This is a genomic window from Pantoea sp. A4 (genome assembly GCF_000295955.2).
Taxonomy (GTDB): domain Bacteria; phylum Pseudomonadota; class Gammaproteobacteria; order Enterobacterales; family Enterobacteriaceae; genus Pantoea; species Pantoea multigeneris.
On sequence record NZ_ALXE01000009.1, the window covers coordinates 37191 to 58185 of the forward strand.

A 20995-nucleotide genomic window follows, 5' to 3' on the forward strand; every position below is an offset into this window, starting at 1 on the left:
TAAAAAGTTATTCTGACCAGAAATCATCATGACACGACTGTCCAACCTGACGCCCGCTGAGAAGAAATTTCTTGACGATGCTGTTGCCGCTGCTGAGAGAGTGTCAGGCAAAGCTGAATCAGCCGAACCGGCAAATTGTCCTGAACAGGGAGCGGGCGCAGATCGAATCGTAGCATCATGCAAACCGTCAGCGGACGCTGCGTCGGTGAGCGCCACGGCAGAGCTTTTTGTCCAGCACGGCTCTGAACGGAGGGAAAAAAAAGGAGCCCAGTGGCTCCTAAACGTTCTGCTTAATTGTCTTCGTCGTTTTCACCAAGGTGACAGTGATTTTGGCGGGATCACCTTATGAATATGGCATAATCCCGGACTCCGTGCTGAAAAAACTCCGTGATCTGCGGCACAAATTCCGTAGAAAACAGGGTAAAACGCCCGCACGCGCTGAGGGAGTACGACCCGGTGCGATGATTAGTCTTATGTTAAATTTTGACGCTTAAGAACCGTTCATCCGGCCGATATAAATCTTTTGCTAGTGTATCTTTCGGGGTCGAACTAAAAGGTACAAAGATCGAATTTTCGAAGGGGGAGATACATATGAGTAAATATTTTCTGGCCTTTTTTTTCGCTCTGTGCACTTTTTCTGTGAGTGCCGGGTATGGAGGGGCTGGCGGTAAAGGTGGAGCCGCTGGTGGTATGGGTAGGCAAGGTAAAGACGGTGCTGACGGCGGAAATGGTTCGGATGGCGGCAGCGCGAGCAACACCTCAGGCAGACCTGGTTGTCCGGGCGGAACAGACCCTGATTCTACTGGTAAATTTTATCTTCCGGGAACGAAACAGGAATGTAATCCGGGCATGCAGGACTCGATGTAAAAACATCAGCCTGTGGTTGTCGGCTTCTGATTCGCAAGAAGTCTTATGTTAAATCATGTGCTGTCATGTGCTTAGTTGGCTTGTTTATCAAAGATAACTTAGAGAATCTCTTTTGTAATAACAATCAGAGAGGCAACTGTGAAGATAACAAAAATTGACCACATACATGTATACGTCGAGAACATTGTACTTGCAGAATGCTGGTATCAAGAGGTTCTTGGCTTCTCCTGACCCTGACCCTGACCCTGACCCAAAATCCTGCTCCATTCAGAAACAGAATTCCGGCATGATAATGACTCCCCTGAGCGGAGGCTGTGCCGATGAAAAAGTCACGATTCACCGAAGAGCAGATTGTCTTTGCCCTGAAGCAGGCTGAGCTGGGTACGTCCGTGCCGGAAGTTTGCCGCAAGCTGGGTATCTCCGACGCTACCTTCTACACCTGGCGCAAAAAGTACGGCGGGATTTCTCCTTCAGAACTGAAGCATATGCGGCAGCTCGAAGAGGAAAACCTTCGCCTGAAGAAGCTGGTTGCCGATCTGAGCCTCGACAAGGCCATGTTGCAGGACGTGCTGGCAAAAAAGAGCTGACGCTGGCACGCCTGCGCGAATGGGTCAGGGACTTACAGACCCGCAACGGTACCAGTGAAAGACAGGTCTGCTTTGCGCTGCAGGTCAGCCGCAGTTCGTTCCGGTACCGCTCCGTTGCGGCAGATGACAGCGCGCTGCGACTGCGCATCAGGGAGATAACCGAAACCCGCGTCCACTATGGCTACCGCAGGGTCCACGTCATGCTGAAACGGGAAGGCTGGCGCGATAATCACAAGCGCATTTACCGGCTTTACCGCGAGCAGGGATTATCGCTCCGGCTTAAACGCCCCCGCCGTAATAAATCTGCGCTGAAACGTCAGCCACAGCCGCAGGGGCTGTATCCCAATCACGTATGGGGGATGGATTTTGTCTCCGATGCGTTGTTTGACGGTCGCCGGCTCCGCCTGCTGACGGTAATCGATCTTTATACGCGTGAGTGTCTGGGTATCTGCGTAGGCCAGAACCTGCGCTCTTCAGAAGTGGCTGAAATGCTGGACAGCATCGCGTTGAGACGTCCGTTACCGCAACTACTGAAAACAGACAATGGCTCTGAATTTGCAGGAAAAATTCTGGATAAGTGGGTATACGAACGTGATATCCGGATTGACTTCTCACGGCCGGGCACGCCCACGGATAATGCCACAGTAGAGTCGTTCAACGGCAGGCTGCGGCAGGAGTGCCTGAACGAGAACTGGTTCATGTCTCTGGAGGATGCACGATGCAAAATCGAGGCCTGGCGCATACACTATAACCAGAGTCGCCCTCATTCTGCGCTGGGCTGGATGACTCCATCCGAATTCGCCGAAAAATCTGCCGGTTGCCAGAATAAGCAACCAACCTGAAGCCGGTATTCCTGATTATGCCTGGATCATATTCGGGGTCAGGGTCACTCCCGCGATGACTCGCTGTACTTCTGGTATGAACAGGGAGGGCCGCTGGTTATCAGAAATCACGGCGCGTCAATTTCCCTGTTCACCAGAAAAAATCAGCATCCCGGTCATACGATGGCATTTAATGTGGAAGCAGCTGAATTTATCAATCTTGTGCCTACTCTACACGCCAAAAATATCCCGTTCACCGTCTGCGATCACGATGTATCTATGTCCGTTTACTTTAACGATCTTAGCGGTAACAAGATTGAGCTGACCAGTTACGAGTACCTTAAGGCAAAGCAGATACTGGGGAGCGTTGTTTAGTTTTGTCTCCTTGCTTAGGCCGGATAACAACAAGGTTGATATGTATAATTTGGCAGAATTTGCCTGCCGCCATCATTTTGACGTCTGCTGTTCGCTCTCTGCGGACGTTTCGAAATAATACCTTCTGTGTTATATGAATATCAGACACCGGGCAGAATCCAACTGCCCGTCCCATTAGAAAGCCCCTTTCGGGGCCGGATTCAGGGACATTCACGGTCAGTTTACAGCTGACGAACCGGGTCATCCCGCAGCCCGTTTTTGCCACTCCCTGAGCATATTCAACACATCACAGTGGTACAACTGGCCAAAGGTCCAGCGCGCGTACCAGCGAGGCAGAGATGCGGCAGAGCACATGGCCAGCTCCGACTCCGCCTGCCGGATGAGCCACTCCTCCCGGGCAGTGGCTCTCAGCAGGCTTCGCGCAGTGCGGTCGGGGCATCTGCCGTGCCCTGCCGTCTCTGGACGCGGCCAGGCTGACGCCGCGCGCGGTGTATACCGTTTCTTCTCAGGCGCAGGCGCCGTGCAGCAGAAGTTCAGCTTCATGCGTGCGGCCCTCCCCGCCAGAGCACCGAGGCAATATCCACCGGCTGCGTTCTGCCGGCACTGACCAGCGCATCAATGCGTTCCAGCAGTCCCGTGATGCTCCCCGGATCAAACCCGTCCTCATTCCAGCAGTACAGTCCCGTGCTGCCCGTATTGACCCACAAGAGCCCGTTCCAGTAGGGCGACGCCGGCCCCGCGCTCATGACGTCGATAATGATCTGGTCGCACGCCTTGTGCGTAAAGCGAAGATGCACCGGGCAGACGCCGCCCCATTCCCCGCCCTGCTCAAAATCGACCCGCCAGACGTGCGCCGGGCGCAGAGCCGCTATCACCGCCGCACTCAGGCGACGCCGGAAGTCTTCTCCACGCAGACACCAGGCCTCAAAATCGGCGGCACTAAACTGCTTCAGTTCGGCCACGCCAAGGGGCGCATCCGGCGTCATATCTTCCACTCGCAGGCGCGGAACATCGTTCAGGTGCGCGGCAGGAGCAACGCGCTTGCCACGGACATTTTTTGCTTTAGACTGTGCAGCTGACATATTAATTATCCTCTCAGGTGATTGAGTGTCCGGCCCTGCGGAGGTGCAACTCCGGCAGGGCACCTTTTAGCGTGCCGGCACGCCGTACTTTTCAAGATTGCGGTTCAGCCAGTACCCCGCCTCATGGTCAAAATTGAATGCCCGCCAGACCATCCGGCCCTTCCCGTCTCGGATCACCAGCTGAAAATGAAAGTCCTTGTCGTTCTCGATCGTGACGTTGTCATACGCCGCTTCGACGGCCTTCGCCTGGGCGCGGGTAAAACTGCCGTCCGGCAGTGTGGGTAATGTGTCGGGTGTCATGGTTCATCTCCTGTTAATGGCCCTGCCGCTGCAGGGCTGTCGGTTGATCAGAAAGGCACGTCTTCATCCGGCAAAGCGTCTTCAGGTGGTAAGTGGCCACCGGCAGGCGGAGATGACGCCGGGGGCGTTCTGCCGCCGTTCGCGCCGCCACGTCCTGCTCCGGGAGACGTCCCCTGACGGCTCCCGCCCAGCATCTGCATCGTTCCGCCGTTGCCCACCACGATCTCGGTGGTGTAGCGTTCCTGCCCGTCCTGGCCCTGCCATTTGCGGGTGCGGAGCTGCCCCTCGATGTAAACCTGCGTGCCTTTGCGCAGATGTTCTCCGGCCACCTCGGCGAGCCTGCCGAACAGCACCACGCGGTGCCACTCGGTGGTTTCTTTGTTCTCCCCGGTTTGCTTGTCACGCCAGGTCTCTGACGTTGCCAGGGTGATATTGGCGACCGCCCCCCTGTTCGGCATGTAGCGGATTTCCGGGTCCTGCCCCAGATGCCCCACCAGGATGACCTTGTTAACGCCTTTTGAAGCCATGCACTTTCTCCTTCTGCTGTTGGTGTTTACCCCCGTCACCCGTTGAGTTTCAGGAGCCGCGGTGTTGACGTTTGTGTGGACCGGCTATTTTTTCTCTCCGGTATACCTTCACCCGTTTGAGAACCTTCGCCGCAAGGGCGTCATCCGTCGCAGGGGAGTGCAGCCGTCCAGGGGACGGGGGAAATTTTTGTCACCATGAAAATTTTCACCGTGTACATCTCCCCCTGGACGGCAAGGGAGGCTGTGACTGACTCAGCCCAGGCGAAAGGGGCTTAAACGGCGGAATGCAGAGGGGATGAACTGAGCGGGGACACACCGCAACGCCCGCGTGCGACAGCAACACGGCGTTGCCCTTCAGAGCTGCAGCTGCTTCACCGCTGCAGCGGTTGATGCGACAGCCTTCTGGCTGGCTGCAGCCCCTGACCTCAGACATCAGACCCTAGCCGCCAGGCCCGAAGCCCGCTTGCGGGTTTCGGCGGAGCTTACCGGCTTGCCGGTTAGCGCAGTCGGGCTTGACGACCCGGCCACGCCGGGGAGCCGAAGGTGGCCCCGGCCCGTGACCTGGCCTTTGATGGTTATCCCTTTCCCGAACAGCAGATCGATGACTGAAAGTAAGAAAAGCCCCGGAGAGCAGCAGAGAGAGAGAAAGCGCAGGCGAAGGGGTGAAAGCGGTGCGTCAGCACCGCCTTACCCCGGCCCTTCAGGGCCGCCTAGCAGTTCAGCGCGCGAACAGGCGGGGACAATGCCCGCCGGAAGGAAATCAGAACCCCGCACGCGGCGAGGCCGGGTTTAGCGATTCATGAACACGTAGCCGTCAGAAAATACATAGCCGTCCATAAACAGGTCACGGGCATACGCCTCGTAATCAAAGTAGCCCCGGAGGTCGGACGGCATACTGTCGAGCAGCCCGTGATCGCTGACCGTCTCAATGGCATACGCCTCCTCACTCTCCGCCTCGCACAGGTAGGCGCTTTCAAAGGCCTGATAGTTCCCGTCAGCCCCGGTCTGCAGCCAGGCCAGAAACGCGGCCTCCATGCCATTGTCCTGGGCTTCCCGGAACGCCTCGACGAAATCCCAGTCTATCGAGCACTCGGCCCCTTTATCCCCCGGGAAGCCTTCCCAGTCCTGAAACATCAGCTCAGGATCGGCTTCATCGGCGTGCAGCGCGAGGCAGGCCGCAAAGAAGCTCTCTTTATCGTCGAACTCCAGCAGATCAAACCATTTCCCGTAAATGCTTCCGCAGTTGTATTTGTGCCAGGTGCCTACATAGACGGCGGGTGTGGTAACAGTGTTCATAGCGCGCTCCGTTGGTTAGGTGGTCTCAGTTCCGGCCTGTGCCGTGCCGACACGACAGCCCGGCCACCGGCAGCGGATGCAAGGGCGTCCCCGAGGCCGCAGCGCAAACGCAGCAGAGGGCGGGAGCTGGACGGCGGAACGGCGAAACCTGAGACGTTCCGCGACGGGAAGATACCGGCCTCTGCCAGTGCGAACGGGCGAGAGGGACGGCTAGCGAACCCTTGCCTCCGCTGCGGCCGGGCTACAGTGAAGGCACGGCACCGGCCGTCACGCGCGCACTCCCCCGTCCCGCCGGGAGGCGGAATAAAGAGCGGAACGGCGTGACATCATTATTGGCTCGTCAGGCCCGGGGAGGAGCAGGCCGGGAACGGCAGCGGGAGTTATCCCCTGTAATGCGGGATATCGGGGCGGATTGCCTGTGGATAACCCCCGGAGGCGCTACATTCAGGCACTGTAGAGAAACAGGTCGCTTTTCAACCAGACGCGACCGGTGACTCAGGAAAGAAGCTGTACGTATGCTGTCACCGGAAAGATGGCCTTTCTGACACTGCGAAGCGGTGTAGTCTATTTTCAGTTCATGGACAACATTGTCTCTGAACTGATTTTTCTAACATTAAAAAGGAAAAAAGAGTTTGTTGTTATCATTTAAATAATATGCTAAGAGATATTATGATGGTATTATTGTTATCATAAAGAATCAAAATTCAATTCATATTTAACAACTAGCCTTAAAAATAACCACCTTAGTTAAAAAGGATAAAATATCATGATTGACCCGCTAATTAGAAACCTGCAGTCTGACATTTCAGTTCTTCAGTATTATATCAATCAACGCCAAAAAGCTGGCTTTCACGATATGGAGAGAATGCTTGAATCGTTAACGATTTTTATCTTTCGCGCCCTTCGGAAAGGAAACTTAGAAAACCTTAATCAGATAAAAGTCAACTTCCCTGCAATTGACTTAGCTGATCAAGAAAATAAAGTTGCAGTTCAAGTTACGACAAACGCTAGTCCATCGAAAATAGATAAAACAATTGAAGCGCTTGAAAAGAAAAACCTCTCAGGTGAGAGCTTGAGAGATAAATACTCTGTATTGTATATTTTTGGTTTTTGTAAAAAATCAAAGCATCCCGTCCCAGATTATTGTAAATTAATTGACACTGAATTTCTTATACAAGAACTTATTGATAAAGCAGATGAAGAAATGATCCATGATATACTTGATGCCATTAGGCGGCATCAAGATTACTCTTCATTGCACCCTTGGGCTGATAAAGACTCACTAGAAATAATCCTTAATTACATTAATCGTAATGCAATTAAACATAGTATGTTTTGCGAAGGTAGCATTTCTGAAATGGTTGCAGGATTTAAAGAATTAAATGAGTTGATTGGTAAAGGAACAATACAAAGAAAACAACGCGCTAAATCTTTATCTGACTTCAAAGATGAGAGCATGATTAAATTTCTGAGAGGTATCATGGATGATCTATCTTACATTCAGTCCTTAATATACAAATCAAAGACTAGCAGCGGTGACATGGCCTACATAAACCTCGAAGACATGAATAAAATTGATGCAATAAAAGAAAGGATAGCGCGTAATTCATCAGAGATCGCAAAAACCAATAACATCAAAATAGAAATTAAAGCAATTCGTTATTGATCCTCCACTTCCAAAAAATTATAATGATATCCCAGCTTCGTTATGCTGGGATATCACTGACGCCTCTTTATTAACCAGCGACTGCAACCTTTAACTATTAACAGTAATTATAGCCGGATGGAAACGTCACGCACTGACTCGCCCATCCGGAAGGGGAAAAATCGCAACCTTTCCTGTTACTTTTTACCGAACATGCTGTTCATGTTCGCCCTCACCTGGCCGGATGCCCCGGGAGTCTGAGCTTCATCTTTTGCATCAGGAACATCTTCAGCAGGCGCAGCTGCGCCCCCGGCCACTTTTATCGCCGTCTTCACCACGTCCTCTATGTCGGCCTCAGAGGGTTTCCAGCCGCTGACCTGACGGACCATGGCAATCAGCTGCTCATCACTTAGGCTGCCGTCAAAGAGCGTGGCCAGCAGTTTCGGGAGCCGTGGATCCAGGGTATGCAGCGCACACCCGGCGATGACCGCCTGACGGATAAAGTCGCCCCTTACCCGCTGCGACACGGATTCAATCACCTCCCTGCACTTCACGTCTGCAGGGTCGTCCGGGTGTAAATAAAATCCCTGTTTAATGCGGTCTGCCATTCTCAGTCCTTACTGCGGTAGCGTGCCAGTTCCCGTGCAAGCGCCTCCTGCGGGTTTTCCAGCACGATGATTTTTTCCGGCTGCAGGTGGGTCCAGGTCTCGCGAAACGCCTTCTCTACCAGGGTTCCGCCCCCGCCGACCAGCAGCACGTTGTTGACGTCCCGGAAGTCGGCCAGATCGTTCACCACCATGCTGCCGAGATTATGTATCTCAGATTCAACGGTTTTCAGGACATAGTCAACGCGTGCCGGGTCGTTCACTACCGATTTGATGAATTCTGCATCATTACGGCGGCGGAGAACCAGGCTTGCCACATAGGCGCTCACCTCGCTCCCGGCCGACGCAAGCGCGGACTGGACGCGGGACGTGATAAGGGACACCCCGAGCTTCGGGTTGCCGTGGATCGCGCTGACGTCCTCAAACTGGCCGACAATGATCCCCGCGTCCAGCGTTGTGCCGCCGACGTCCACTACCAGCGTCTTCTCCAGGGACCCCACGTTCAGCTCAGACAGCGACGTGAACGCGGCAGGCAGGGATTCCGGCATGACGTCCACCTCACTCACGGTAAACGCCTTCCCTTTGTTGATTTCCAGCCGGCGCAGCAGGTTTTTAATCTTGCGCGCTATCTTGACGTCATCGCGCTGCAGATCGGCATCGTAGTACTCGCTCAGCGGCAGCGTCACGGTCAGCCTGACCGGCTGAGGCTCAAGCCCGGAGGTATGCAGCGCGTGATGCACCGCCAGAAGATTCAGATCGCTGTACTGGTAGTCGACGTTGGTCGTGGTGATCGCGGTGCTGCTCACCTTGTCAAAGGCGAAGCGAACGCCGTCAAGGGCATAGTTGTAGACGCGCTCGCTGCCCATTCCCTCAATTTTCCATCCGTTACGGAACGAGTTAGCTGAGATGGCACTACGGAATTCATCGCCCTCGAACCAGGCAAGCTTGACATTGGTCGAACCGTCGTCGCAGATAACATGAAGCATGATTGCACCTTTATATAGACTCATTTTGAGTTTACATTATAACCCAACCAGCAGAGTGAGTGAACATTAAAACTCAAAAAGAGTAACAATATAATCTCACAATGATAATTAAGAAAATATGAGCACCTTAATAAACTCAATTTGAGTGCATTTAGATTACTGTTGCGGTGTCTGCTGAACCTGTAATACTGTATATAGATACAGTATTGTTAAGGTGACTCACATGCGACTGGATCTGCTGCTTCCCGAAGAATCCCCCCCGGCGAGAACCTGCCCGTTGTTTCTTGAGCGGGTCCCGTGCGGTTTTCCAAGTCCTGCCCAGGATTACGTCGAGGCCGATCTGGATCTGAACAGCCACTGCGTGGTCCATCCGGCAGCCACGTTCTTTTTCCGGGTCGACAGTCTCAGCGGTGAGCAGCCCGGCATGAACACCGGCGATATCCTGGTCGTCGACCGCTCTCTCACGCCGGCGCATGACGACACGATAGTGGCCTCCGTGGACGGAGTTTCTGATCAGGAAGCTGCACCTGCACGGCAGGCTTTCGCTGCGGCCTCTCTACGGTCACGGGGAGACGCTTTATCCGGATCCTGACGCGCTGGATATCTTCGGCGTTGTCACCCATTTTGTGCACAGTACACGGAGGCGCTGATGTTTGGTCTGGCGGACGTTAACGCTTTCTACGCGTCCTGTGAGCAGGTCTTCCGGCCCGATCTGCGCGGGAAAGCCGTCGCCGTGGTTTCGAATAACGACGGCTGTATTATTGCCCGTAACCGGGCGGCAAAGGCGCTTGGCCTGAAGATGGGGGACCCGTGGTTTAAGATAAAAGAGCAGCACTTCAGGGAAAAAATATACATATTTTCAAGTAATTATGAGTTATACCACAGCATGAGCCAGAGGGTTATGGCCTGCCTTGAAGCGCTTTCTCCCCGCGTGGAGCAGTATTCCATTGATGAAATGTTCCTGGATGCGCGTGGCATAGGCACCTGTATGCGCTATGAAGATTTTGGCCGGCAGCTGCGCGAGCGCGTGCTGAGACTCACCGGCCTGACGATTGGCGTGGGACTTGGATCGTCGAAAACCCTTGCTAAATCAGCCCAGTGGGCCTCCAAAGAGTGGCCGCAGTTCGGGGGCGTTCTGGCCCTGACGCCGGAAAATCCGGCGCGCACCCGCAAGCTGCTCAGTCTCCAGCCCGCAGAAGAAATCTGGGGCGTCGGTCGCCGCATTTCTAAAAAACTCAGCCTGCTGGGTATCGATACTGCCCTTGACCTGTCCCGGGCCAACCCGGCTTTTATCCGCAAGAACTTCAGCGTGGTGCTCGAACGCACCTGTCGCGAGCTGAACGGCGAGTCCTGCATCAGCCTGGAGGACGCGCCGCCGGCAAAGCAGCAAATCGTCTGCAGCCGCAGCTTCGGTAAGCGGATCACGGAGTATGAGTCGATGCGGCAGGCCGTCTGCCAGTACGCTGAACGCGCAGGCGAGAAGCTGCGACAGGAAAAGCAGTACTGCCGCTATATCAGCGTGTTCATTAAGACCTCCCCCTTCAACCCTGATGAGGTCTACTACGGGAACGTGGCCAGCGAGAAGCTGGCTTTTCCCACCTGCGACACGCGGGACATCATTGCGGCGGCGATGAAGGCTCTGGACACCGTCTGGATAGCCGGGCACCGCTATGCAAAGGCCGGGATCATGCTGAATGATTTTACCCCTTCAGGCGTAACCCAGCTGGGGCTGTTTGATGAGCATCAGCCACGGCCCGGCAGTGAGCAGCTGATGAAGGTCATGGACAGCATCAATAACAGCCTGGGCAGCGTGTGGTTCGCCGGGCGTGGGATCGCACCTGACTGGCAGATGAAGCGGGAAATGCTCTCTCCGGCCTATACAACGCGCTGGAAGGACATACCGGTAGCACGTCTTGGCTAAGAGACCGGGTTAAGCGGTCACTTTCATAAGGTTTCCCGTATCAGGAAGGTGGCCAGGATCATAATGCCGGTCTTCCTGAGCAAAAAAGTCGGTGGTTTCATAAGTCAGCTAATGGTGCTGCCGAGGGATTTTATGAAAGTGGCCGCTTAACGTTTATGAAAAACCGCACGGAGTGTTGATTTCATAAATATGATGTTATAGGTATGGCTATCAATAATTGAGCCTTTGGATAGATAACTAGATGAAAATTAAAGTTTTATCCCAGAAATTATAGATTCGCAATTATAGATAAATTTGCAAACGGAGAAATTCAATAATCTCATTTCATTTACTCTTTAAGCACATCTAACAACCCTAGTTCTAATCGATGATATGAAGAACTTTTCAAACTAAACATGATGCCGCAAGTCCTATACCAACCCAAATCAGAACCTACTTATGTATTTCACCTACATTCAATAGCATTCATTTTGCCCTTCCCCGCCTTGAGAACATAGTGAACGTCGGGAGCTGGCAGAAATTTTTTCTGGCAGTGGAGCCGACGTTAAACAACCGAACAACGTGAGGGCGTTAGTGCAGATTATACAAATGAGCGCTCAAGTACTCGCCTTGTTTAATACTACTCATTTACAGATTATGGCAACTTACTTCACTTGACCTCACCCAGTTACAAGTATAACGATCAGTTCGTAACTCCTTCATCTTTCGCCTAAGTGCTTCCCATGAAGAAGCGAAATTATAAGTGACAGATAATCAGCCACGACACGGCAGCTAACATTTGATGAAGGTCTTGGACAGAATCTATAAGAGTGCCCTTTGTAACGTATGGTTTGCAGGGAGAAGGATCGCGCTGATTGGCAGATTAAGCGGGAAATGCTTTCGGCTAGCTATACCACAGTCATACGCTGGGAGGATATCCCAGTTTCGAGGCGAAGGTGAGAGCCTAAATTCAGCGCCTACTTTATGCTTCCGGAGGTACTGAATAGATGTTTAAGAACCGAGAATGGATTTAGTTCTATGAAACATCTAATAGGTATGCACGGGGTGTGGCATTTTAGTAATATCGCAAGTTACTTAGCCTAAGCAGTAACTTAAGGTTTATAAATTCTAAAATCTGAAACGTTCATGCATGACCTGAGGTGCTTCTATAGGATCAGAATGGTGCCTGTTGATGGTATTTATCCCCTTCCTTTTTATCAATGGTCTGACTCAACAGAGGTCCACTTCCGGTGATTCAGCCATTTGGCGTGTAAATTTACACATCAGTGATAATTAGTATCGCTTCGAGTCAGGCACAAAGTAAGTAGGGTTTCCAATATCTTTTAAGGCCAATGGTCCTTTAGCGTAGTTTTTCTTCGAGATCCAAAACTACTTTAGAACCAGCATCCATCGATACCTTAACTATCCTCTTACTTCTTAAATTCACTCAGCCAGAATTAATTATTGCCTTTTTTCCCGTCAAACCCTATCAGTTGTAACAAGTCAGATGCGGTAACAGCCCAACCAATTCCGCTGGGACCGTGGTCCCAGTCGCTTCTTGATAGATAGTACTTCCATGATAAATTCGCCACTCAGGTTTGATCAGACTGAGCTGTGGGCGGGTTTAGGTTTCAATGATAAGACTTAGTTGGGACCATGGTCCCACTTAGGTTCAGTACTGTAAATGAAGTGATTGAGCTTAAAGAGAAAGGCGTTTGAATTCATTGGGACCAAGGAAAAGAAAAGACTGGGACCGCGGTCCCAGTAGCAAAAATCAGAGTTCGGATTTGGAAAGCAGTTCCTCAAGTTGTTCAATCAGAGACTGAGGAACTTTATTTCTATCTAAACTGAACAAAACTTTGTTTCCTTTATATTGGGCTGTCGCACCTGGTCGAAAATCTTTTTTTACTGTCGGCTCCCGAGGGGGCTCATCCTGTTTAATTAACGCAGCATTTAGCTCTTGAATGATGTCATCTGATTCGTATACCAAGCCGTTCTTACGGCTGGTTTTCAGGGTATTTGCTTTTTCAACCAGTAGGGATGCTTTGCCCTCAAAAGCTTTAAACAACTGTTCACCCGATCTGGCCGACAGCTCGCCAGGATGGGAGAAAAGGGATATCACGTCGTAGGGCAGCTTAGCGGTATTCATGCAGCGGGTGATAACTTTGCGTGAGATACCTTCGGCTTCAGCCAGTGCAGAGATATTGTTAGAAAACTCATTTTCTAGTCTGAGTGCGTAGCGTCTTCCACGCTCATAAGCACTGGTTGGCCGGTAATCATTCCCGAGCTTACATAATGCATTCATCTGCTCGTCATCAAGATCACCAACAAGAACACGGTAATCCGATGAAGTTAGGATAGCCGTCATGCGCCGGCGGCTGCCATCGGCAACCTCAATAACGTCTGAGAGCTGACGTCCAAAAGCAGGGTTCTGCTGGCCACTCAGAAGGAAGGAGGGGATCAGGTCATCAAGAGCTTCTTCCGTCAACAGCTCCTGGACACGTTCGTTGCCCGACCAAACGCGAGTGCTCTTTTCCACTTGTACAGCAGGCACAGTTTCCAGAGTGAACTTAACGTTACGTCCACACACTGGCAGAACAATCGTATTCCCCTTAGCCATGGCACCAACACGTGCGATCAGAGAATCAACCATCGGTGCAGCCGGTGCAGCAGCCGGAGCACTGGTAGAAGAGGGCGAAGATTTTTGAATAACCGGTGCGCGTTTCATCATCGGATCTCCCAGCGCGGCTTGATTAGCCGATCAAAGATTTCGTTACAGACAGATTCCCAGATAGCCAGTGCATTACGCCATGCGCCAGTGGAAGAGCGCTGGTCAATCGCCTGTTCAAATACAGTGCGCATTCTTATCTGGCCTTTACCCACTTCATCAGTTTCGCGGACGACATTTTTAAGCACCATGCCACCCCAAGCATCACGAATCTGTTCTTCCATCCACGGGGACTGCGAGCCGTTGTTGTTGCTGTATTTGGTCAGCAGGATTCTGACATCTGGTTCAAATCCTTGCAGATCGACGTTCTTCAGAAGGTCACGCAGCATGTCAAAAAACTGCAGTGCAGAGGTGTAATCAAACAATTCTGCAGGTGTTGGTACAATCAGCACGTCAGCAGCACACACAACATTGATGGTACCGATACCCAGGTTTGGTGCGCTATCGATGACTATAACATCGTAGTCTTGTGCTACAGATTCGATAGCAAGTCTGAGCATCATATGAGGTTCAGTAGGTAACTTGCCCTCGTCATATCGCCCCATGAGTTCGGTTTCGATACGGTGTAGAGCCAAGCAAGATGGGATGATATCGAGGCCAGGCCAGCAAGTGGACTTGATAGCATAGAATGCATCGTCACGTTCGCCGAGGTAGAAGGGTAGTAATGTATCGTCGGCATGAATATGAAGATCGGGCACCCATCCGTGATACATGGAGGCGGTTCCCTGTGGGTCGTTGCCCTCGACTAACAGTACACGAAGACCTTTCAAGGCAAGATCCTGTGCCAAATGAACTGAAACAGAAGTCTTGTACACACCGCCTTTGTGCGCGGCGACGCCAATCACGGGAGGGAGACTTTCATCGGGCCTGCGCAGGCGAGTCCCAAAAACATCCCTCATGTGATTGATCTGTTCAATGGTATAGCCGACACGCTGTTCGACTCGTCCACGCATCTCAAGATCAGGGTAGGGTAGCCGTCCGGCTTTTTCAGCATCACGTATAGCCTGAGGCGAGACACCGATAAGATCAGCGGCTTCGCCTACGCGCCACCGGCGAGTAATCTTACGTGCTTCAGGACTATCATCATTAAATTGCGCCACAGCAATCGCACGGGTCATTTCATGTCCAGCGGCTATGCACTGATCGAGCGTATTCATCAATCCCACGGGCATTTCCTTTATCAACTTTGCATGCGAAGATTAAATCTTGATATTTTATGCAAAGCAACACCAAACTTGCAAATAGAATCCTTTCTTGCAAAGTTTTAAAAAATGTTGAAAAAAAAGCCGTCGATAAAGTGCTTTGCGTATCTGACAACACTGTGTGATATCTGAAGAAGGCAGCAGGGGAAATCTTCAAAGAATTCACGTAGCAACGTTGATGTGAAGAAGATCCTGGGATTTCTCCGCACTGCTAGCTGAAGGCAAAACCACCACGAACAGAGAAACTTACGGTGTACAGCGATCGTAACGCATACGTACTTATCAAATAGGATCCGTACATCTGAACTGCCATATGAGTTTAGCTATTGGCCTACAGGCGTACGGATAAAATCGATGTTTCGATTAGGGCAATGGTCACCCACCTTCATGATCCGTTCAGTCAGTTTGGTACTGATATCAGCTGTCTAGTCGTAGGAGAACACCATGCACATCCCTTAGTAGCCCTGTAACCTCAGCAGTATCCGGCAGAGATTTATCGTATACCAGTTCAGCAAAACCATTTCGGAAGGTTCCTTCAATCCTTCGCCAGGTTTCTTCAGGCGCATTAAATAGCCTGCAATTCGCCAACGGGCAATCAAGCCACGTTGCTGCTTGTTGAAAGAGGTCACGATCACTGGCTCGCACAATATTTAATAGATCATGCAGTTCATCAGAGGTAAAAAATACATGGTATTCAGGCTGACGTCTAATCATAACAAGATCATAGATATGACGGATTTTAGCCGACAGCGTACTGATATCTTCATCGTGTGACGCCCTTACCAGCCCCAGAATTTTTTCCGCAATGGTTCTTCTGATATCCAGTACATTGACGTTGAAAGTGGTTAAACCATAGATCATTAACAAGTCTTGCCTGGTAGTAGTCAGGATAAAATCCGCGATAAGCGTATTCACAGGCATCAACGTAAAAGGCTCGGGTGTAGTAAAGCTGTTAATTTCCAGAAGGATTTCAGCTGATGCATGGCCAAAATCCCCAGATAACTCATGAGGATACTGGTAGTAATGCTTTCTGAATTTACTGCCTGCGCTGCTCTGCGGGTTGTTGGTTTTCTCCAACCCCTGCGTTATGGCTTTTTCTGCTGCTCTGATACGGTTACGCACCTGATTTGCAGAGAGTGAGCCGTCATAATGGAAGGCTAGATCAACATCTTCAGAAAAACGGTGAATGATGCGAAATGCCTTTGAGAGCGCAGTGCCGCCTTTGAAGACAAAATTCTCCCGGTATTCAGACTGGCTCAACTTTAATAAAACTCGGGTTACCCAGTAGTCCTTCTCAACATAAATTTCCGGTATGTTAAAAGCGTTGGCTGTGACACTGATCAGTTCACGAAACAGTTCTGGATTTTCATGCAGATTCATTCAATATTCCATGCCTTGGCCTCTGGCCAAAGCCCTTTCAGGCCGATCTTGTAGCGAGTAGTTGGATTGAGCTCATTTTTCAGTCCATCAACATCGCAGATGTTCTTGCTGCCTAACAGAAGTCCGAGCAAAGCTTTCACCGAGGGTGGATACCCACGTGCAAGTTCGACCAGCAACGAACAGGTGAATGGAGCCATCTCTTTAATACGGTCAGCTAGTATGTTGAGTACGAATGCAGGTTCTGCATCCGGGATATTCCTGATATCTGCCAGTGCATCCAGAATCTCAAGACAGGCACGATTTTCGTTAGTCACTTCATACCGCGCTTTAATCAGGCGTACCTCTACAGTTCCATGATTTTTCAGCTGTGCGGACATGTCCGAAGCAATCGTGATAGTACGTGCTACCTGCGTTGTCAGGCCCAGGCGGTTGTAGAGGCTGGTTCCGGTGATGTAACCAACACGTTTGCCTTGTCTGAACAGGTAAGTTTTGATTTTCTCACTATCACTGAGGGGCACTTCACCAAACAGACCCAGTTTAGGCCGGTAGAAAAGGCCTTTAGAAAAGCGACGCAGTGACCCATCCAGTACCAACCTGCTAACAGTTTTGATGGTTGTGGAGGGATTTTCCTGGAAGACGGGAAGATCGTTATAAGAAAATATCTGACCGGGCTCAAAACGGCTTACTTCAAGATCAACGAGTGGTTTAATACGCATAGACGCCTCCTGGATGTTTATCATACTGTATTCAACAGTCATCAAAAAGTTTTTCAGGTGAAAAACATGACAAATTACTAAAGTGTTCGTTTATTGAGACGGTTTTGGCCAGAATGACAACGCACTTTTGTACAGCGACAATCTGAGTACGGCTAAAGCTTTGCAGGCCACTAAGATCTGTAAGGATTGCGAATATCATTAGTCTTTTGCCTAAATCCTGTTGCCATCAGTGTGTGTAAAGACATTTTCTTAGTGAAGTTATCCACTTATCCCCAGCTACGATCCAGATAATAATGATCCTAATGAGATCCCATATAGATCCCAAAGAGATCCCCGATCTCTGCAGCCCGCGCCAACTCTGGCTTCAACTGGGGTTTCGATAAGCTATAGACAGTAAAATATAAGCTATGATGAGCAGAACATAAGCTGAAGATTGTTAAATATATGCTGTAGTCAGTCTGCAACATAAGCTATAGTGAGTTTCTGTCTGATTTATGACTACCCGGAGTGGATAACTTTTTCCCTATGGCTCAGCAGGTTAATACCCTTTGTTCACAGTAATGCCATCAAGATCCACAGCCGAGGCAGGCGAGATCCTGCAGCGATCAGCATATTTTTACAACAGGAACAGACCTTGGAAGACGAAGATTTTGACCTGAATAAACTCTTTGAAGAGACGGATAAAGCGACAGGGGAGGTAGTCACCCTTTCGCCAAATGCCAATAACACCGTACAGCCAGTCGCACTGATGCGCTTAGGTGTGTTTGTTCCAACGCTTAAGTCTCTGAAAAACAGTAAAAAAGATACGCTCTCTCGTACGGATGCTACAGAAGAGTTAACGCGGTTGTCACTCTCGAAAGCGGAAGGATTCGATAAGGTGGAGATCGTTGGGCCTCGTCTGGATATGGATAACGACTTTAAAACGTGGGTCGGGATCATTCATTCCTTTGCCAAGCATAAGGTGATAGGAGACAAGGTACAGCTGCCATTCGTAGAATTTGCGAAACTCTGCGGTATACCCTCCAGTCGTTCCTCTAAGAAGCTTAGAGAGCGTATCAGCCCTTCTCTAAAGCGCATTGCGGGTACCGTCATTTCCTTCACCAGCAACAAGGACGATGAGTCCAAAGAGTACATTACCCATCTGGTGCAATCGGCTTTTTACGATACGAAGAAAGATATCGTAATGCTGCAGGCTGATCCCCGCTTGTTTGAACTGTACCAGTTTGATCGTAAAGTGCTTTTACAGCTCAAAGCCATCAATGCCCTTAAGCGGCGTGAGTCGGCACAGGCGCTTTATACCTATATTGAGAGCCTGCCAAAGAACCCGGCTCCCATCTCCCTTGCGCGCATGCGTGCACGCCTGAACCTGAAGTCACCGGTATTCTCTCAAAATCAAACGGTACGCCGTGCTATGGAGCAGCTGAAAGAAATCGGATACCTGGACTATACAGAGGTCCAACGCGGCCGTGCGGTCTATTTTAACGTGCACTATCGTCGCCCTAAGCTCAAAGCTCCTCGCAATGAAAGCGCTGAGAACCCTGAGCTGCCAGTCACCCCCCCAGTTGAACCCAATGCAGAGCTTAAAGAAAAGCTTCAGCTACTTGAAAAGCTTGGCATCAGCCTGGACGATCTTGAGAAGCTCTTCAAAAGTAAGTAGCTACATAGGCTGTAGTGGGCAAATCAGGTATCAAGTGCTCACTACAGCTTATGCCTTTAGATTATCTTACTCCCTATAGCTTATGTATAATCGCCAGCAAGCTGTTTTACTCACTACAGCTTATCTAGCCTAGCGATTATGTGATTTTTACTCTCTATAGCTTATGTTCATGCGCATGTTCAATGTATTTACTCGCTATAGCTTATATCGCTTTGCAGATCATGAAGTGCACTTACTGTAGTTTATGGTCTACAGTCACCCCTGGTGAACGCTAACTTGCCAGAGCTTGGCGTAGTTAGGTTTCTGATCGAGAATTTCCTTTATGTGCCGTGGGATAAGCGATAATTAGGCCATAACATATTGCTCATGTAGTCGCTTAGACCCCTAATCAGCTATATAAGATGAAGTGATGTGAACATAAGCTATAGGGAGTAAATTACTTCCTATAGCTTATGTTCACAAAGTTGCTAACTCTGTTCTGGTTGCCTGCTTGAAAAGTAATGGCGGGTAGGATCAGGGGACTACGTACGGAACATCCTCAAACGCAATCCAAAATTGTCATCTACCCTGCATAATGGATATTTACTGTACCGGATACCTACCCGATACAGTAGATATCATTATCCGGCTTCAGTGAAGACAGATGTTAACCAGTGGGTACGTCACCCTGTACAGTGGATAGATCTAAGCTAATTGTCACATCGTAACTCCTCCGATGATCCATCTACCTGACCTGCCTCCAGGATTAGATACAACCTTCAGTTAGTAATGTCGGTTGATTTATTCTTCATTCTTCCCGTTTCGCTAGCCTGCTGCAAATTCAGATGGCGTCTGGTAATTCAGCGATGAATGAGGTCTGGACTCGTTATAGTCCTGCCGCCAGTCATTAATGATTTTTCGGGCATGAAGAACTTCGCTGAACCTGTGCTCATTCAGGCATTCATCCCGAAAGCGACCGTTGAAACTCTCAATAAATCCGTTCTGAGTTGGCTTGCCCGGCTGGATTAAGCGCAACTCAATATCATGTTCAAAGGCCCATTGATCCAGCGCGCGGCAGGTAAATTCCGGGCCCTGAACGGTTCTTATCGTCTCAGGATATCCACGAAACAGCGTAATGCTATCCAGAATACGCGCGACATGAACACCTGAACTTCCGAAAGCGGCGGTGATCGTCAGACACTACTTGGTGAAATCATCCACACAGGTCAGGCATTTAATCCGGCGGCCGCTGGCAAGTGCGTCCATGACAAAATCCATCGACCATATCAGTTTCGGCGTATCCAAGCGAAGAAGCGGAAGCCGTTTAGCCGGGAGACCCTTACGGCGGCGCCTGCGTTTTAAACCCAGAGCGTTAAGGTTATAGATGCGGTAAACCCGCTTGTGGTTGACGTGAAGGCCCTCCCGGCGCAATAACTGCCAGATGCGCCGGTAACCAAACCGGCGTCATTCAAGTGCCAGCTCTGTGATGCGTAGGGACCGTTGCGCGTCAGCAGCCGGACGCTGAGCCGAATCACGGCAGGTTTAAAGTGACAGACCTATCAGCCTGCAGGCACGGCGTTGCGACAGACCCGTTGTCTCACAGATAACTTCCACGGCTTCCCGCTTCTGGTCTGTCGTCAGAACTTTCGGCCCAGAGCCACCTGAAGCACCTCCTTATCCAGCATGACTTCAGCGAGCAGCCTCTTGAGACGAGCATCCCCTCTTCAAGTGACTTGAGCCGCTTCACTTCGGTGACTTCCATGCTGCCGAACTTCTTACGCCAGGTATAGAAGGTGGCATCTGAAATTGCATGCTTGCGGCAGAGTTCCCGGGCCGAAACCCCGGCTTCTGCCTCGTGGAGAATACTGATGATCTGTTCGTCGGAAAATTGCTTCTTCATAGGGATGTCCTCATATGGCTTATGAAGACATGACTAACATCGCGGTGTATTAATCAACGGGGAGCAGGTCATTGGAATTTGTTGTCTTGTAAGAGCGACGATGATGGTTGTGTTACAAAGCACAGATGATCATTTTAAATTAAACAAAAAATTAACATTATCCATCTCTAACCCACCTAAATATGGTTTGACATACTAACTCACCGTTACCATTCATTGACTAACCCATTGATTTATGTGAATGATCGGTTATATCGATCGTTGCAATCAATATAATCGATACAATCTATTGCATTTCTTGATTCATTTTAAAAGGATGTCTAAGGTTAATGAAAAGGGCGACAATTCAATATCGTGAATTCAACGGCGAGATAATCAGCGTTTACTTCAACAGAGGTGTGACGATTTACGAGTTTGGGGATGTGCGAATAGTTGAATGTAC

Annotated in this window: 18 protein-coding genes and 1 pseudogene; 8 read left to right on the forward strand and 11 right to left on the reverse strand. The window is 50.3% G+C overall.

Annotated features, from left to right (window positions below; translation table 11 throughout):
- Positions 1 to 28: 28 nt before the first annotated feature.
- The 3 genes from B880_RS26845 (at position 29) to B880_RS0102400 (ending at position 2296) form a co-directional block, all read left to right on the forward strand.
- Positions 29 to 349 carry a hypothetical protein gene (locus tag B880_RS26845; protein ID WP_017345784.1) on the forward strand — a complete coding sequence of 107 codons (321 nt, stop codon included), beginning with the start codon at positions 29 to 31 and terminating at the stop codon, positions 347 to 349.
- A gap of 242 nt (positions 350 to 591) precedes the next feature.
- Entirely contained in the window at positions 592 to 867 is a 276-nt protein-coding gene (locus B880_RS27225; RefSeq protein WP_026042381.1) for a hypothetical protein, read from the forward strand.
- 320 nt (positions 868 to 1187) lie between these two features.
- Positions 1188 to 2296 (forward strand): IS3 family transposase gene (locus B880_RS0102400; RefSeq protein ID WP_443146811.1). Its coding sequence is split into 2 segments (ribosomal slippage): positions 1188 to 1449 and positions 1449 to 2296, totalling 1110 coding nucleotides; the frame shifts between segments, so codons are not numbered across the junction.
- 893 nt (positions 2297 to 3189) lie between these two features.
- Here B880_RS0102400 and B880_RS25575 read toward each other — a convergent pair.
- The 4 genes from B880_RS25575 to B880_RS0102430 form a co-directional block, all read right to left on the reverse strand.
- Positions 3190 to 3732, reverse strand: a complete 543-nt coding sequence (locus tag B880_RS25575) for a conjugation system SOS inhibitor PsiB family protein (protein ID WP_017345791.1) — start codon at positions 3730 to 3732, stop codon at positions 3190 to 3192.
- Between the two features lie 66 nt (positions 3733 to 3798).
- Complete coding sequence (locus B880_RS0102420; RefSeq protein ID WP_017345792.1) at positions 3799 to 4032, reverse strand: DUF905 family protein; 234 nt, start codon at positions 4030 to 4032, stop codon at positions 3799 to 3801.
- A 47-nt stretch (positions 4033 to 4079) separates the two neighbouring features.
- Positions 4080 to 4559, reverse strand: a complete 480-nt coding sequence (gene ssb, locus B880_RS0102425; RefSeq protein WP_017345793.1) for a single-stranded DNA-binding protein — start codon at positions 4557 to 4559, stop codon at positions 4080 to 4082.
- 789 nt (positions 4560 to 5348) lie between these two features.
- On the reverse strand, positions 5349 to 5855 hold the full coding sequence (locus tag B880_RS0102430; RefSeq protein WP_017345794.1) for an antirestriction protein ArdA: 507 nt from the start codon (positions 5853 to 5855) through the stop codon (positions 5349 to 5351).
- 766 nt (positions 5856 to 6621) lie between these two features.
- On the opposite strand from B880_RS0102430, the gene B880_RS0102440 reads away from it, so the two are divergent.
- Positions 6622 to 7521, forward strand: a complete 900-nt coding sequence (locus B880_RS0102440) for an SMEK domain-containing protein (protein WP_017345796.1) — start codon at positions 6622 to 6624, stop codon at positions 7519 to 7521.
- Positions 7522 to 7697: 176 nt separating this feature from the next.
- On the opposite strand, the gene B880_RS24570 is transcribed toward B880_RS0102440, so the two are convergent.
- Complete coding sequence (locus B880_RS24570) at positions 7698 to 8108, reverse strand: plasmid partitioning/stability family protein (protein WP_017345797.1); 411 nt, start codon at positions 8106 to 8108, stop codon at positions 7698 to 7700.
- 2 nt (positions 8109 to 8110) lie between these two features.
- On the reverse strand, positions 8111 to 9091 hold the full coding sequence (gene parM, locus B880_RS0102450; protein WP_017345798.1) for a plasmid segregation protein ParM domain-containing protein: 981 nt from the start codon (positions 9089 to 9091) through the stop codon (positions 8111 to 8113).
- Positions 9092 to 9314: 223 nt separating this feature from the next.
- On the opposite strand from parM, the gene B880_RS25820 reads away from it, so the two are divergent.
- The 3 genes from B880_RS25820 to B880_RS27290 all read left to right on the forward strand — a co-directional run bounded on the left by B880_RS25820 (position 9315) and on the right by B880_RS27290 (position 11951).
- Positions 9315 to 9683 carry a S24 family peptidase gene (locus B880_RS25820; RefSeq protein ID WP_337589533.1) on the forward strand — a complete coding sequence of 123 codons (369 nt, stop codon included), beginning with the start codon at positions 9315 to 9317 and terminating at the stop codon, positions 9681 to 9683.
- A gap of 57 nt (positions 9684 to 9740) precedes the next feature.
- On the forward strand, positions 9741 to 11012 hold the full coding sequence (gene umuC / locus B880_RS0102460; RefSeq protein WP_017345799.1) for a translesion error-prone DNA polymerase V subunit UmuC: 1272 nt from the start codon (positions 9741 to 9743) through the stop codon (positions 11010 to 11012).
- Positions 11013 to 11837: 825 nt separating this feature from the next.
- Complete coding sequence (locus B880_RS27290; protein ID WP_071524363.1) at positions 11838 to 11951, forward strand: DUF4113 domain-containing protein; 114 nt, start codon at positions 11838 to 11840, stop codon at positions 11949 to 11951.
- Between the two features lie 814 nt (positions 11952 to 12765).
- On the opposite strand, the gene B880_RS0102470 is transcribed toward B880_RS27290, so the two are convergent.
- From B880_RS0102470 to B880_RS0102485, 4 genes are all read right to left on the reverse strand, one after another.
- On the reverse strand, positions 12766 to 13719 hold the full coding sequence (locus B880_RS0102470; RefSeq protein WP_026042383.1) for a ParB/RepB/Spo0J family plasmid partition protein: 954 nt from the start codon (positions 13717 to 13719) through the stop codon (positions 12766 to 12768).
- A complete protein-coding gene (sopA, locus tag B880_RS0102475) occupies positions 13719 to 14885 on the reverse strand; it encodes a plasmid-partitioning protein SopA (RefSeq protein ID WP_026042384.1) in 1167 nt (388 codons plus the stop codon). Before sopA ends, B880_RS0102470 begins: the two co-directional genes overlap by 1 nt.
- A 453-nt stretch (positions 14886 to 15338) precedes the next feature.
- Positions 15339 to 16301, reverse strand: coding sequence for a nucleotidyl transferase AbiEii/AbiGii toxin family protein (locus B880_RS24575; protein WP_017345802.1), 963 nt, complete (start codon positions 16299 to 16301; stop codon positions 15339 to 15341).
- Positions 16298 to 17017 carry a DUF6088 family protein gene (locus tag B880_RS0102485; protein WP_017345803.1) on the reverse strand — a complete coding sequence of 240 codons (720 nt, stop codon included), beginning with the start codon at positions 17015 to 17017 and terminating at the stop codon, positions 16298 to 16300. Before B880_RS0102485 ends, B880_RS24575 begins: the two co-directional genes overlap by 4 nt.
- Before the next feature lie 655 nt (positions 17018 to 17672).
- Here B880_RS0102485 and B880_RS0102490 point away from each other — a divergent pair.
- Positions 17673 to 18674: a RepB family plasmid replication initiator protein gene (locus B880_RS0102490; RefSeq protein WP_026042385.1), complete on the forward strand. Its 1002-nt coding sequence runs from the start codon at positions 17673 to 17675 to the stop codon at positions 18672 to 18674.
- A 758-nt stretch (positions 18675 to 19432) separates the two neighbouring features.
- Here the strand turns inward: B880_RS0102490 and B880_RS26570 are convergent.
- Positions 19433 to 20553, reverse strand: a pseudogene (locus B880_RS26570) (IS3 family transposase).
- Positions 20554 to 20995 lie beyond the last annotated feature (442 nt).